The following is a 15166-nucleotide window of genomic DNA, read 5'->3' as shown; positions in this document are numbered from 1 at the left end:
CAGCGTCCTGCGAACCCCTCGTCAACGCGAACCTTGCCTTATTTGAAAGGTATTGGATCTAAACCCGGAAGCTACAGACAGTGAGACGCAAAACGCCTTAGCGCGGGGAATCGCAGACCAGCGCAACGAGCTGCGCTTTGCGCCTGCGATCCAGGAGACAGTTGGCACCATTCCTATGCTCGAGGCGACCGTGAGGCGCCTGCTCGGCACAGAGATGCGGGTCAAGGAGTTTGCCAACAACATCTTCCGCAGCAACCAACCAGAATGCTTCAATCTGTGGCTTATGCAGCGCACCGGCGGCAAGTGGAGCACACCCGAGGCTCCACTGTCACTGGACTTCGCCTATGAGGGTCGCCCCGCCGCAATGCACAGCTACGATGGGGTGCTCTGGCTGTTCTATCACGCCGTGCGAAGCGGGCGCACAGGTATCTGGTACAAGACGCTACGGACGCTCAGCCTGGATGTGGCAGCGCTCTACCCCGACGATCCCGAAGTGTTCCAGCGCCATCTGGCAAACGGCTCGATCTTCCCCGAACTGCTAGAGTTCTTTGAGCAGCAGAACATGCCGCTCTCGCTCGATCTCACGCTCGATCTCATCGATTCGACCGAGCCGCAGACGTGGCGGCTAACTGATCGGCAGAGCCGGCTCAACTATATACTCAGAGGCAATCCGGATCGACCTGGAACACTACTTGTGTCGGCCGGCTGGGATCCAGGCCGACCACTCATCGATCAGCCGCAGATCAACGCCTATCCGGCGGTCGTGCCTATGTATGGCCTGCCGTGGGTCTTCTGGGAGGCTTTTGATCAGACGACACGGCGCTGGTCGCTCGACCAGCGCTTTATGAGGGGGAACGAGTGGATCACGAGGGGGGTCTGGTTCTCTGACGGCGCTGAGGCTGAAGTGGAGCGGCGGCGCCCGCTGGTGCTCGCAGCGGGGAGGGACGCAGCGGACGGGATGTGGCTCTTCTGGTTTGAGCGCCGCGGCCCAAACTGGCAGCTTCGCTACCGCTATACCAACGAGGCTGAGCAGTTGAGACCGGTATTCGACTTTCCCAGCGTTCAAGGCGCTAGCCCTGATTTGGACAGCGGCCTAGCGATCGTATTCCATGCGACGCAAAATAACCTCTGGGCCTTCTGGTCCCACCGTGGCGATCCTGAGGCCCCTGGTCGCTGGCGTATCTCCGGTGTGACGCTTCCGAATGACGGCGCTACCGGCTCAACGCCGCTCGCGCTCCCGCTCGGCACCCCGCTCGATGCCGACGACCGCGAGCCGGCGGCGATTAGCGGTGCGGACGGGAGCGTCGAGCTGTACTGGAGCTCGAACCGGAGCGGCAGATGGTCGATCTGGCGCTGCACATGTAACGCGACCACAGGCTGGGGGCCGGTCGAGCAAATCACCGTCCAGCAGAACGAGGATGCGCCCGACAGCGATGACGCCTACAACCGGCGTGCGCCGTTCCCGCTCGCCGCTGGCGCAGACACCCTGCTCTTCTACCGCTCTAGCGCAAGCCTGGCCCATAGCGGCTCAAGCGCACTTGATGCGCGCTACGCCGGCTGTACCACTGCCGACACCCGGAATATAGCGTTGCACAATCTGCGCGGAACGTTCGAGGACTTCACGGCCTATAGCTATGATACGCGTCAGACCACCGGCGAGCCGGGGGTCGGCTGGTACGCCAATGAGGCGGTAGGACTTTATCCGCTGAAAGAGGAACAGCCCCTCATATCCAGCGAAGCCTGGGAGCGAATTGCAGGCGCGCTTCGTCAGCATCTCCCGATCCAGGTACGGATTGTTCCGATAATAAAGGAGAACGACCATGGGTAACTTCTCGCGCAATACCTTCGACGCACTGAAGCACTACGTTGGCGTGCGCCTGCAGCAGGGCGTACCTCTGGTCGACGCCGACTGGAACGAGCTTGAGGACATCCGCCGTTTCGAGCTGCAAGCCTTTCTGAAGTGGTTCGTGGGCGACGGTGTGCCAGCGGGAAATGATGGGTTTCGGATTGAGTCGACCGGGGATTCCCTGATTCTCACTCTACCGGCGGCTAATTTTGTGACACGGGTCTACCCGGAGCTCGAAGTGCTCTGGTCGGAGGTCAGCTGGGCGCTGGGTTTTGGGCCAGGTACTGTGCAGGCAGAATGGAACGACGGCTCATCCGTGCATGTCATACGTGCCGCTCGCCGTGATGGCTCGCCAGTGCAGCTCATCAGCACGAATCTGTGGTCTATGTCGGCGGAGCAAGAAGCATGGTTGCACAACAATGACGAGCCATTGCTGTTCCGCATCAGACCGCATGACCAGGCTCCCTGGACAAGGTTCACGGCCACCATTGGCTCATCGGTCGGTTATAGCATCTTCATGGAGGCCATCAATAGTGCCACACGAAACCCCGCCGATCCCGACCCCGGCATTGTCGTCAGCGCTGCCATTAGCGCCGCCAACGATTTTGTGATCAAGGGTGGCGACGGCACCCCCAGCGGCGCTGGCCGCTGCCTGGTCGACGGCTGGGACGTGATCAACGAGAGCAGCCTGACTTACACCGCACAGCCTCTTTACAACAACAGCACGCGCGCGGCACTATGGGGCGTCGATCCGCTCCTGCCGCTCAATGCCGCGAGCAACCGTACGGATCTGGTCTACCTCGATGTGTGGGAGCGAGAGGTTGTCGGCGATGATGACCGAGCCCACATGATCAACCCGGTGATCGGCATTGAAACCTGCGTGCGCATCAAACGCGAGTGGGTGGTGCGCGTCGCCGAAGGTGTAGCAGAAGACACGAAGGCCATCCCGCAGAACCTGCGCAGAGCGCACCACGCCTACTACCCGCTGGCACGGCTGCACCGCAAGGCCGGGCAGGCTGGGATCGGCGAGATCGACGACCTGCGGCGCACCGAACTGGGCGTGCTCTCCGAGGCGCTGACGATCAAGGATGGCAAGGTCGGCATTGGGACTGATGCCCCTGAGATGCCTTTACATATAATACCCTCACGACCTGCGACTGGAATCCGCCTTGATGAGCGTGGGTTAGATGACAGGCGCACCGGGAGGTTTTTTAAGATGTATTATGAAGGACAAGGCACAATGGTTTTGTACCATAATAATGGCTTGGGTCAATACGTTACGCAGGACGGAAAGATATATCAAAACTCCGATCTTCGTCTGAAGAAGGATATTACCCCACTTACGTGTGTGCTACAGAAGGTGCTGGAGCTCAAGCCAGTGCACTTCAGCTGGCGGAAGCACGATAGCAGCAACATCGGCTTTGTCGCACAGGACGTCGAGCAGGTTTTCCCCGAGCTCGTCACTACTGTGAACCTTGAAGACGGTCCCACCTTGGGGCTACCGTATGCATCATTCGGAGTGCTGGCCATCGCGGCGCTGCAGGAACTAGCCCAGAAATACGAGCACCGGATCGCCGCTCTTGAGAAGCAACTTGCATCCGGAAGGCAGTAAGGTAACCCATGAACACTTTCACGAACCCCTTCACCGCCCGCCTCGCCCAGCTCCGCGCCGAGCACGAGGCTGGCCAGAAGATGCTCACCGAGCTCGACGCAAAGCGCCAGGAGATCCGCGACACGCTGCTGCGCATCAGTGGCGCGATCCAGGTGCTCGATGAGGAACTGGCGAAGGTAGCCCAAGCTGAGGATAACGGCGTGGCGCTTTCGCCAGATGTTCTGCTCAGCCGTTCGTAGCGCGAGCAGTTACGATGGAAGACCGCTATAGCACACCGCCCCTGGTCTCCTGCGTGATGCCCACGGCGGATCGCCGCGCCTTTGTGCCGCAAGCGATCGGCTACTTCCTGCGCCAGGACTACCCGCACAAAGAGTTGGTGATCGTCGACGATGGGACCGACAGTGTCGCAGACCTGGTGCCCGACGATCCGCAACTGCGCTACATCAGGCTCGACGGGCAACGCACTCTGGGCGCCAAGCGCAACCTGTGCGTCGAGGCCGCCCGCGGCGACCTGATCATGCACTGGGACGACGACGATTGGATGGCACCTAGCCGCATCAGCACCCAGGTCAGCGCGCTGCTGCGCGCCCGCGCCGAGGTCTGCGGCATGCGGCGGCTGCTCTTCTTCGAGCCGTCCAGCGGCGCAACCTGGATGTACGACTACCCGGCCCGCGCGAAGCCCTGGCTTGCGGGCAACACCCTGCTCTATAGCCGCGAGTTCTGGCGCCGTGCCCCCTTCCCCGACATACAGGTCGCCTCTGACCTGCGCTTCATCTGGGCCCAGCCGCTGGAGCGCGCCGCCATCCTCGCCGACTATGCCCTCTATGTGTCCATCATTCACTCCGGCAACACCAGCCCCAAAGGGCGCGACGGCTGGTACTGGGTGCGCTGGCCCGGAGACCTGCGCACAGTGATGGGGGCCGATTTTGACCAATACTTAACTATTGGCATGGCTGTTTGAAACGCTTTCAAAACGCTGCCTGCGCTATGCTTTATGGAGGCGAGCCCTGATTCTGACCAAACAGTACACAATTATTGGACGCACATGGTTGTGGTGCTATGAGTGCTGCTCAGAACAATCGATTGACCGAGAGCCTGCTCCGCCACCCGGAGGCGCTTCAGCGAGGCTTTCGGCAGGTCGGCCAGCACCTTATCCACCCGCAGGGTGCAGCGGGTGATCTGAGCATTGCTGCGCTGCTGGCTGCGGCCGCACTGGTTGCCTGTCACTCTGACTCTACGGCCTCCCGCACACTACGCCGCGAGATGCTTGAGGCCTGGCTTGGCGCGAGTCCCCGTCTCGCCAGAATCAAGCCGGACACTGACGACAGTTGGCAGTTGATGGTTAGCCTGTCCACAATAATTCAGCGGCGCTGTGCCCGTGATGCGGCTCTGGCAGCCGAGATCGCGGATTTCCTGGTGGACGCCGACGCTGTCAAGGTGCTCTGCGAGAGCATACGCTGCCAGCCCGGTGCTGAGCTGAGTCTGCTACGCCGCTTCCATACAGATCTGCTCGCCCCTGGCTATCCAGTGGCGCTCTACTCACCAGCGCTCTGCTGCCGCTTGCTCTGTCCGATCACGCAGTTCATTGAAGCGCAACGATCGCTGGCGCCCTCACCCGACAGGCAACAGGCGATCGACGATGTCACAGTGCTCTATGCCCTGGTGCGGCACCGCTGCGGGCAGCCAGTTACGAGCGTACCCTTACACCGGCGGGTTGATGTCGCTGCGCCAGCTGAGGCTACGGTCGACCAGGTTTTCGACCTGCTGGTACAGGTCAGTCTGCCAGGTGCGCCGCCCCTCACCGCCACAGCCTTTCCTCAGCAACATCGCCCAGACGCTATCGAGCAGGCAGAAGAGCCGTTCGCGCTCGCGTTTCCAGTCGATGCCGCCACGGGTCAGGTTAAAGCAACCATTGTCGAGCTGCGCGTCATCGCCCCTGATTGTGATCCTCCGGAAGCCAGGCGCATGATTGAGGCGCCCGTTGATCGTGATTCGGCACAGATCTTCTTTCTGTTGCGCTCAAAGCGAGCCGGCCCCTGCCACATCACGGTAGAAGTTCTTCGGCTTGATCACATCACTCTGGGTACTATCCCGGTCATGGTGACGATCAGCGGAGGGATGGTTGAGCGCCGGCTGCAGGCGGCAAGCCTGACCATCCTTGTGCGCCCGACGTTTATCGACGCGCGTGACTCGCGAGGTTTTGTCAATGAGCCCGGCGGGTCGGTCGAGCAGCACTATAGCGACGAGATCCGTGTCGGTAACCTCATCAATAGCAGCGGCGTGGCGAACTGCGTCGACACCCATGCCACCATTCAGATGTGCGACTATGTCGAGAGCAAAACAGTTTGGGACGCCGCAGAAGGCACGTTCTCTGCTCAGCAGGAAGCCGTGGGAGCCACGCTTCCTGCTGAGCAGATCGAGGCGGCGCTACGGGCGAAGCTGCCACCTGAGCTGCATCCCCAGTTGCACGATCTGGCTCAGGAGCTTGCTGAGGTTGTGGCGGGTGAACGGACGCCTAAGCAGGCCAGTACGAGCTTGAACCGACCGGAGTTCGCTGCGGCGTTTCGGTCGCTGGAGGGGACTAAGCCAATCGAAGCCGGGGGCGTCAAGCTTGAGTTTGGCGGCGACAAGATCACTGTCGGCAATATCATCGACAGCAAAGCGGTTGCAACTGGTGCTGGTGCAGTTGCCCAGGTTTTCGAGATCAATCTGCTTGGCCGATCTGTGTCGTCACGTGAGCAGCGTAATCGCCGCATTATGCTGGATCGCGTACGGACGATTGCGATCAAGAGCATGCTCGAGCCATCGCTGTATGGCGGGCAGTTGATCGATTTGCATGTGGAATTTCGGCCCAGCGCTGTGGCTACTCCATACAGGGACAAGCGGCTGCAGCGAACCAAGCCGGAATGGTGGAATCTTGCCGCTATCACTAAGCAATGTGTCAGTCAAAGCTGCGGCCTACTGATCCTTGGCGCACCGGGCGGGGGCAAGACAACCATGCTGCTCGCCTTGGCCCGCGCCCTGCTTGAACTGGCCGAAAGCGATCCTGCCGAGCCAATTCCATTCCTGGTCAACCTCTCTACCTGGGCGCGTGATCGTTTATCCCTACGGGACTGGCTCGTCCAAGAGTTGGCCAAGCGTTACGACGTTCCCCGCCGGCGGGGGGCGATCTGGGTGGATAACGACCAGGTTGTGCCGCTGCTGGACGGGCTGGACAGCGTGCCAGCCACACAGCGTGCAGCCTGCGTCGAGACGATCAATGCGTTTCGCCAGGAGCATGGCTTGATCCCGCTCGTCGTCGGCTGCCGCAGGGCGGAGTACGAGTTGCTTGTCAGGCATTACCACACCCGGCTCCAGCTAAACGGGGCGCTACTGATCCAGCCGCTCAACATTGAGCAGATCGACTCCTACCTGTCCAATGGCGGACCTGATCTCGCTGGCCTGCGTGAGGATCTTCAGCAGGATCAGGAACTGCGTGCCCTGACCGAAACGCCTCTAATGCTCAGCCTGATGGTTCAGGTTTACGAGGGACAGATGGTCGAGCATCTGCGGGCGCTCACCTCACTGGAAGCGCGACGGCGGATGCTGTGCGCCACCTATGTTGAACAGATGTTAGCGCGCTCGGGCGCTGATCCACGCTTCCCGCCAGCGCAAACCCGGCGCTGGCTGGCTCGGTTGGCCGCCGGGATGGAGCAGCACGGCCTGAACACGTTCCAACTAGATCAGCTCCAGCCCGATGCATTGATCACGCCTACGCTCCTTCGCCAGTACACCCTGCTTGATCGTCTGGGCCTCGGCCTGCTCTTGAGCGGGCCCTTCGGACTCTTTGCCGGGCTGGTCTGCTACTCGACGTTGCCGCAAGTCGTCGAAGCTTTCGGCTCGATCCCGACCAAGGGCAAGGCGCTTGGCCCAGTAAATCTGCTCGTCTTTCTGGCCGCTTTTCTGGTCATTGGCGGCCTGTTCGGCGGCAAGAGTGAGCAACCGCCGCGGATGGCTCAAGGTCTCTGGTGGCTAACGTGCGATGCGCTCCAAGGATGGCTGTTGATGGCTATGGTCGCCGGCTGTGTCGGCGGAGTTGGCGCTCGGCTTTTTTCTCCGCCCCTTGAGGAGATACTCGCCCTGAGCCTGGCCTTCGCGCTCACGACCGGGCTGCTCGGTCTGATCGCCGGCGGCCTGCTCGGCGCGCCGACTATGGCGCCAAGACGGATTGCCGTTGTTGAGATGCTGCGCTGGGCATTTGTCCAGCCCATGCGGCACATTTGGGCCTCCCTGGGCACAGGCCTGTTCTATGGCATAGCTTATGTTGTAGGGGTCAGCCTAGTTTCTGACCAGACCAACCTGCTCAACCTGGGGCTGCTCACCGGGCTTGTGTTTGCGTTGATCAGCGCAGCGGTCGCCCTGCTGAGAAGCGGGCTGGTCAGCAGCGACCTGGAGACGAAAGTGTACCCGAATCAGGGCACCTGGCGCTCGGCTCGCAACGCCGCGTTCAGCGGACTCATAACCACCGCATGCATGACCCTCATCGTCGGCTTAGGGGTTGGTCTCCTGTTTATTCTGGTGAATCTGGATAGTGAACGGGATTTCGCTGCGGCTACCACCATAGGCCTGGGAAACGGATTTGCTTTTGGATCTATTTATGGGGTCGGGATTGGAATTATCGTCGGCCTGGCCTTTGGCGGCTATGCTTTCTGCTCACACTTCGCGCTACGCTACGTCCTCTGGCATAACGGGTTTATGCCCTGGCGGATGGTGGCCTTCCTCGACCACTGCACCGAGCGGGCTCTGTTGCGCCGGGTCGGTGGTGGGTACGTCTTTATTCACCGGCTGCTCCTTGAGTATATTGCCGGGCTGAACAAGGGCAGAAAGGTTGACGTATGCAAAGCCGGGGAGTTGACCGAGCAAGGAACAGATGAACCATGGTAAAGACTTCATCAAGGTAAGGAGATATCACTATGAGCGACGAGTGGATGACCGACCTGTTACCATTTGACACCGATGCGTACGACGATCAGGTGCCGGCATGCCTGGGGCCGTTTCTCTACGAAGGGCGGGCCTTCTCGCCGGCAGACTTTGAGCGCTATGTGCAGGCCTACGACTTTGGCCCAGTCAAGCCGGATTTCCTGGTGCTGCACCACACCGCCATTCCCTCGGCCTCGTGGGCGCGCTACCCCTCGGGCGCCGTCTGGGATGCCAATGAGGAGGGGAAGTCACCAGAGGCCCGTATCGCCAAGCGTCTGCGTCAGCTTGAGGGCATCGCGAACCACTACAACTCGAACCTAGGCTGGGATCGCGGACCGCACCTGTTTATCGACGACCTCGCGATCTACACCTTCTCCCCTATGGCCGAGATCGGCATCCACGCTGCCAAGGGCAACGCCTACCAGGAGCCGGGCCGGCTCCATTACTCGATCGGCATCGAGGTTGTCGGCTATTACGAGCATGTGCCCTGGCCCGAGCCGGTGCTCGCCAATGTGGCCGCGGCGGTCTGCAGCCTGAAGGCGGCCCTGGGCACCTTCGATTTCGTCTCGGGGCCGCGGGCCGGGCAGATCGCCGAGCATCGTATGTTCAACAAGCCTGGCTGCCCCGGCGCTGCTATCCGCCCCGACTTCTACCTGCCGCGCTTCCGACAGGTCTGGGCGCAGCGCGTCGGCGTAGACCTGGAACCGATCAGCGCCGACAGCCCACTGCTCGCCCCGCCGCGGGCCACCGTCGCTCAGGCCCTGGCCTTTATCCAGCGTCGGCCCCACGGCGAGTACACCAGCGACGACCTGAGCGACACGATCCTGCCAGCCTACTGGCGTCTCTGCGCCGAGGTGGGGCTCGACCCGTTGCTAGCCATTGCGCAGCTGATCCACGAGACTGACAACCTCTGCTCCTGGTGGGCGGCCCGACCGCGCCGCAACCCGGCGGGGCTAGGGGTCACGGGCCGATCATCTCCTTCGAAGCCGCTCCAGAGTGCCTGGGTTGAGCGTGACGGAACCTGGCGGGAAGGCCTGTGCTTCGCGAGTTGGCAGGATGAGGCCATCCCGGCTCACATTGGGCGGCTGCTAGCCTACGCGCTGAGTGACGAGCAGGCCAATGAGGCGCAGCGTGCGCTGATTGGGCACGCACTCGCACTACGGCCGCTGCCAGCGCAGAACCGGGGTGTCGCCCCGACCCTGGGCGGCCTCAACGGGCGCTGGGCGGTGCCGGGCACCACCTACGCCCATGCCATTGCCCGGATCGCCAATGGGATCATAGCTTGTTGATACTGGCAGTGGAGGACACGGTGGCAATCAGCAAACACCCATCCCAGCAAGATATATCTGGAGGACGATGATGAATACATGGGCATGGAAGAAGGCCACGAACCCCGACGATGTCACGGACTTCCTCAACGGATGTGGGAACTACACAATACCCGTTGATGATGCACGCATCTGTTCAATCTGGCGGGACGGCTTCAAGGAGTATTACATCTTCTACCGTCCTGGTTCAGTTGCTGCTGCCGACGGGCGCTGGGGTTGGAAGCTGGCCACTGATCCGGATGATGTAATGCACTTCGTGAATGGGAGTGGCGCGTATCAGGCGCCAGTGAGCGATGCCCGGATTAGCGTGGTCTGGACCGGCAGCTACCTTGAATTCCTGGTCTTCTACCGACGTGAGGTGTCCGGGCAAGCCCCAGGTGGCTGGGGCTGGAAGAAGGCGACGAATACCGACGATGTGGTTCATTTCCTCAACGGCGAAGGCGCCTATGATGATACGTTGATGGCTGTCCATCTCGCCGGCACCCAGCGACCTGCGTATCGTGAGTACTATGTGTTTTATCAGCGTCCCCCTGCCAATGTTCTGCTCCACTGGGAGATGCATGAGCTTGCCGATCCACAGACTGTTGTGCAGTTCATGAATGCTGTCTCGCATGATCGCTGCGTGAACCTGCACCCGGAAGTTGTCAATTTGAGTGCGAACGGATCGGGGGTATTTCAGGTCTTCACGTCCGGGCCACCCGCTCTCGAGGATTGGCTTGAAGCACATCCGGCGATTGCGCAGAGCATCAAATGGCAGACCCACTTTGAGCGGAACGCCTATGATGTGCCCGAGACAACAAAACAGGCCTGGCGCGACTGGCCGATCGCGCAGCGCCGCGACCTCGTGCAGGCCTTTGAGCGTGCCTGGCACTGGTACACTGACGGGCCAGCCACCGAGCGCTGCCCGCTCGACGATCTCATCTACCCCCCGGCGAACCTGAGTGAGACGGCCGGCGATGATCGGCTCACGCCGAACGTTGTCGTCGATCCGGGCTACGCCTGGCAACTCTACGTGCGCTGGATCGCCCATCATTTGCTCGTCGAGTTGACCCGCAGCGTGCCCTGGTCGCTCTGCACGTATGACCAGGCTAGCCTCCAGGTGCTGTTCGACAGTACAGCGATCATGTCACGGCGGCCTGATAACACCTTCGTCGTCGGGAGCGGCAACCCCCAGCATCCTAATTTCGTCAAGCGGAAGGACAACCTGGGGAGTACGCTGATCGGACTACCCGGCTACACTTTCGCGTTTCTTCGCTCCACGGATATCATTGGCTCCGAGCGACTCCCCACGATCCTCAACACGTTGCAATGGGCCTCAGACAATCTGACCCATTTCTATGGCGGCTATACCATCGGCAATATGAAGGCTCATTGGGACTATCCCGGCATCCCCCCTCTGAACCGGATTATTGAAGCGAGTAGTTTTCAGGGCGAGGTGCGCCATTGGACTGCCGGTTGCCATGGAACTTTCGGTTTTGTGCGCAACGTGCTCCGCGCGGCCAATATCCCCGTACAAGGTGTTCGGGTGTGCGGACACTCACTGATCTGCTTTATGACCGAAGGCCAGCACCTTGATCACGCGGACAATGTGTACAACCGTGATTTCAAAGCAAGCGGCTTCCCCGTAGCGGCGTTGCTCATCGATAATGCCACCTACACAAGCCGTTTCGGCACCAACCCGGACAATCACGAGGAGCATTGCGAACGAGTCGGCTACCAGGTGCAACTCCTCACCGGGCAAGCGACATGTGTCGATACCGTGCGCAGCACCTGGGCCTCCAGCGGTATCAAGCCAAGCGGTCTTTTGACGGCCCAGGAATGGGATGGCGCAGGGCGGCTACCGGTACCCGGCGGCTTCCTGATGACCAAAAATGATGCGACCTACCTCTATCTGGCCCTGGATCTGGTCTACGATACAGGTCAGGACGTGGGCACCGGCGATTATTTCCAACTGGCTATGGATGTTGATGGGAACCGGCAGATCACTCCCTACCGAGATCTTTCCTATGGGCTGTACCCTGGCGAGCCCGACCGGTTGGGCCGATCCTACTTTATCGGCCCTGATCGCCAGACCGGGATTGTGAACGATCCGAGTCCGTCAATGGTGCGGAGTGGGTTTAATCCTTCACCAAATAGTCCCGCTCCGCACCGAATCTGGGAAATGCGCCTGGCGTTGGCAGAGCTGGGCGTGAACCTGAACGACACAGACGGACCGCCGCTGATTCGCTTTGGGTTGCGGGTGGCGTCGACGAAGCCAGGGTTTGCCTGTAACTACCCGAAGGATTTTGCCCTCGATTTTAGCCGACTGCCCGAGATTGTGCTGGCCCGCCAGCCCGCCAGTGCCTACCCTCCTGGGAGCGCTGGGGTCGTCATTGCCGGCGTCGGCCTGATTCCGGCGTCACAGATCAGCGAGGGCCGCGCGACCACACCGCAGTCCTACTACCCCTTCGTTGAACACGCTGCCTTTGGAGGCACGATGAATCTGATCGGCAACCGGGTGACGTTACAGCACCTATGGAGCCGGGGTGCACGGAAATACCGCATGCTCCACCGGGTAGGCACAAGCGGAAGCTTCGCGCCGATTCGGCAGAATTGGAGCAACTATCGCTGGACCGGTACCACATTTGTGCTCGAGCCTTTCGGGCCTGATGCCGCAGAGCACTACCGGATGCCGGATCCGACTGCCGACTACTCGATCGACGATCTGCTGCTGCAGTGGCGCTCAGTGGGCTTTGTGGCCGGCATCCACCAGTTCAAGGCCGAGTTCTTCTGCGAGGAAGGCAGCAGTATCTCGGTGGGCAGCGCCGAGGCCGATCAGATTTTGACCCTGATGCTCGACAATAATCTGCCTGAGGTCAAGATCATCGGAGTCCTGCATGGCGGCAAGCCGATCCCGCCCTGCTCGATTGTTAATTTGACCGACGCACAGGACGGCATCCAGTTCAAGCTCACCGTGCGCGATCCCGAGGGCCATCTGCGCCTGTACAAACTGCAGGAACTGCATGGCAGCAATGTCGCCACGACCATTCTGACCGATGAGTACAGCCGTCATCAGCAGGAACTGCCTGCCTGGAACGGCGTGGTGGAGGTCACCGTTCCGCCGACGCCCTGGCCCGTGGTGGATACCTGCGCCTATCAGTTTCGCCTGGCGGCCTACCCTCGGGTGACGAACGGCTACTACTACATCGGCTACGCTGAGGACACTGAGCACGTTACGCTGATTACCTCAGGTGGGCCGAGCTCAGGTACACCGCGTTTCTCCAATCAGTTGCTGCTCGGACGGTAGGCGCCTTGATCAAGCCGACGCAGACGGCATTACAGCTTCGACATACGTAGAGCTTCGCGCACGAGGGCACCCTTTACAAGTCGATAGCATTGGGTGCAACTATTTGGGTGTGCGAGCCTGAAGGAAACCTTCAATGGAGCCATCGGAAGCAACCTTAACCGAGATCGAGGCAGAGCTACTCATGAGGCTTCCTTCAGATCTCCATGCCTTCCTCCCGGCCCTGATGCAGGTATTCACCGACCTACGCATCGGCGCGACCACTCCTGGTGAGGCCGAGGCTCGGCTGGCCGAAGAGGTGTTCGCACCATTACGCCGGCAACTCGCCGGGAAACGTGTAAGCGCCGCAGGGCTAAGCCTCGACATCAGCACAGCTGGCGACGCCATCACGGTCGGTAATATCAGCCAGGCGGAAGGGGTCGCCATTGGTCGCGGCGCAACTGCTCAGGTCGTCAAGGGTGACGATAACATTGTCGCGGCTGACGGTGGTATCGCCTTCATGCTTAAATTGGAAACACCCGCTGCGGCGCCTGTCGCACATCCGTTGATGGCTCCCGTTGTTCCCGCCGGCTTTGTCGCGCGCCCGACTGAGTTCGAGCGCGCTATGGCCTTGCTGCTCGGCCCGCAGGATGATGCCTCGGCGGCACCCATTGTCGCGCTGTGTGGTGCCGGCGGTTATGGCAAGACGACCCTGGCCGCCGCGCTCTGCCACGACGAGCGCGTCTGCAGCGCCTGCGCCGACGGCATTCTCTGGGTCACGCTGGGCGAGAAGAGCAGTGCCAGCACTCTGACCGGCACGATCGAGGACCTGATCATCGCCTTGACCGGTGGGGCGCGCCAGGGCTTTACCGGCGTCGACGCGGCTGCGGCACGGCTGGCCGAGCTTCTCGGCGACAAGGCCATCCTGCTGGTAGTCGACGACGTCTGGGACGCTGCGCACCTCAAGCCGTTCCTGCTAGGCGCCCCGCGCTGCCCACGGCTGATCACCACTCGTAACCGCGATACCATCCCGCCCGCTGCCCGCCAGGTTGATATCGACGCGATGCGCCGCGAGGAGGCGCTGGCCCTGATCAGCGGCGGGTTGGCGCCGGATAACGGGCAGGTCGAACAGCTCCAGGCGCTTGCCAGCCACGTCGGCCAGTGGCCACTGCTGCTAACCCTGGTCAACGGCGCGCTGCGTGAGCAGTGTACGTATGGAACGTCCCTGGCCGATGCCATCGCCTACGTCGAGGCGGGCCTGGCCGAGGAGGGCGTGACTGCCTTCGATACAAGCAATGCCGAGGGCCGCGATCGCGCGGTCTCGAAGACCCTGGAGATCAGCCTGGCGTTGCTAAGTGAGGCCGAGCGCGCCCGCTACAGCGAGCTGGCGATCTTTCCTGAGGACGCACACATCCCACAGGCGACCCTCGAGCGCTACTGGAAGCAGACCGGCGCGCTCTCGTCGTTCGCGGCCCGCCAGCTCTGCACCAGGCTGGCGCGGCTGTCGCTGCTCCAGAGCTACGACGCCGCAGCCCACACCATCCGGCTGCACGATGTGGTGCGAGCCTACCTGCAGCAGAGTCTTGCCGACCGACTGGCCGCACTACACACTGTGCTGCTTGATGTCCACCGCCCGAAGTCCACTTCCTGGGCCGATCTGCCACTGGATGAGCCGTACCTGTGGGATTACCTCGCCTACCATCTAGAGGCGGCGGGCCGCAAGGCCGAACTGGTAGACACCGTGAAGGATCTGCGCTATGTGGCGGCAAAAGCCTTTGTGCGCAAGGCCCTGCCAGTCGAGGCTGACCTGCTGGCTGCCGAACAATGCGCGCCGGACGATGCCGCGCTGCGACTGCTGCGGCGCAACGTCAGGCAGTGCGCGCACCTGCTCAACGCCTGTGCCGAGCTGGAGACGCTCAAGGCGACCCTGTACAGCCGGCTCTGCAACCTGGAGACGCTGGCACCGCTCACTCGCCAGTTCGAGGCCATCCTGGCGCGGCCCTATCTCGCGCCGCGCCACTCGCTTCCGGATCTGCCTCATCCGGCGCTCAGGCGAACGCTTACCGGCCATACCGCTAGTGTGGAGGGCTGCGCGATCAGCGCCGACGGGCGCACCATCGTCTCGGCCTCCCGGGACAAGACCCTCAAGGTCTGGGACG

8 protein-coding genes are annotated in these 15166 nt (G+C 61.5%); all 8 read left to right on the top strand.

The features are described 5' to 3' along the window. Positions 1-175: 175 nt before the first annotated feature. Positions 176-1828 carry a hypothetical protein gene (locus EYB53_RS23615; protein WP_135481751.1) on the top strand — a complete coding sequence of 551 codons (1653 nt, stop codon included), beginning with the start codon at positions 176-178 and terminating at the stop codon, positions 1826-1828. Further along, positions 1821-3458 carry a tail fiber domain-containing protein gene (locus EYB53_RS23610; RefSeq protein WP_135481748.1) on the top strand — a complete coding sequence of 546 codons (1638 nt, stop codon included), beginning with the start codon at positions 1821-1823 and terminating at the stop codon, positions 3456-3458. The genes EYB53_RS23615 and EYB53_RS23610 overlap by 8 nt, the downstream gene beginning before the upstream one ends. Positions 3459-3466: 8 nt before the next feature. Beyond that, the gene (locus tag EYB53_RS23605) at positions 3467-3697 is read left to right on the top strand and encodes a hypothetical protein (protein ID WP_135481746.1); all 231 of its coding nucleotides are present in this window, start codon (positions 3467-3469) and stop codon (positions 3695-3697) included. 14 nt (positions 3698-3711) lie between these two features. Next, positions 3712-4419, top strand: coding sequence for a glycosyltransferase family 2 protein (locus EYB53_RS23600; RefSeq protein ID WP_135481742.1), 708 nt, complete (start codon positions 3712-3714; stop codon positions 4417-4419). Positions 4420-4517: 98 nt separating this feature from the next. Further along, positions 4518-8381 (top strand): NACHT domain-containing protein, encoded by a 3864-nt coding sequence (locus tag EYB53_RS23595; RefSeq protein WP_135481737.1) that lies wholly within the window; start codon positions 4518-4520, stop codon positions 8379-8381. A 29-nt stretch (positions 8382-8410) separates the two neighbouring features. Continuing rightward, positions 8411-9706, top strand: coding sequence for an N-acetylmuramoyl-L-alanine amidase (locus EYB53_RS23590; protein WP_167857576.1), 1296 nt, complete (start codon positions 8411-8413; stop codon positions 9704-9706). 67 nt (positions 9707-9773) lie between these two features. Further along, complete coding sequence (locus EYB53_RS23585) at positions 9774-13031, top strand: hypothetical protein (RefSeq protein WP_135481735.1); 3258 nt, start codon at positions 9774-9776, stop codon at positions 13029-13031. A 133-nt stretch (positions 13032-13164) separates the two neighbouring features. Next, a partial coding sequence (locus tag EYB53_RS23580; RefSeq protein WP_254151219.1) for an NB-ARC domain-containing protein occupies positions 13165-15166 on the top strand: 2002 nt, incomplete at its 3' end.

The organism is Candidatus Chloroploca mongolica (assembly GCF_004762035.2).
In the GTDB taxonomy this organism is placed as follows: Bacteria; Chloroflexota; Chloroflexia; order Chloroflexales; family Chloroflexaceae; genus Chloroploca; species Chloroploca mongolica.
This window is presented reverse-complemented; position numbering and strand designations above follow the sequence as displayed.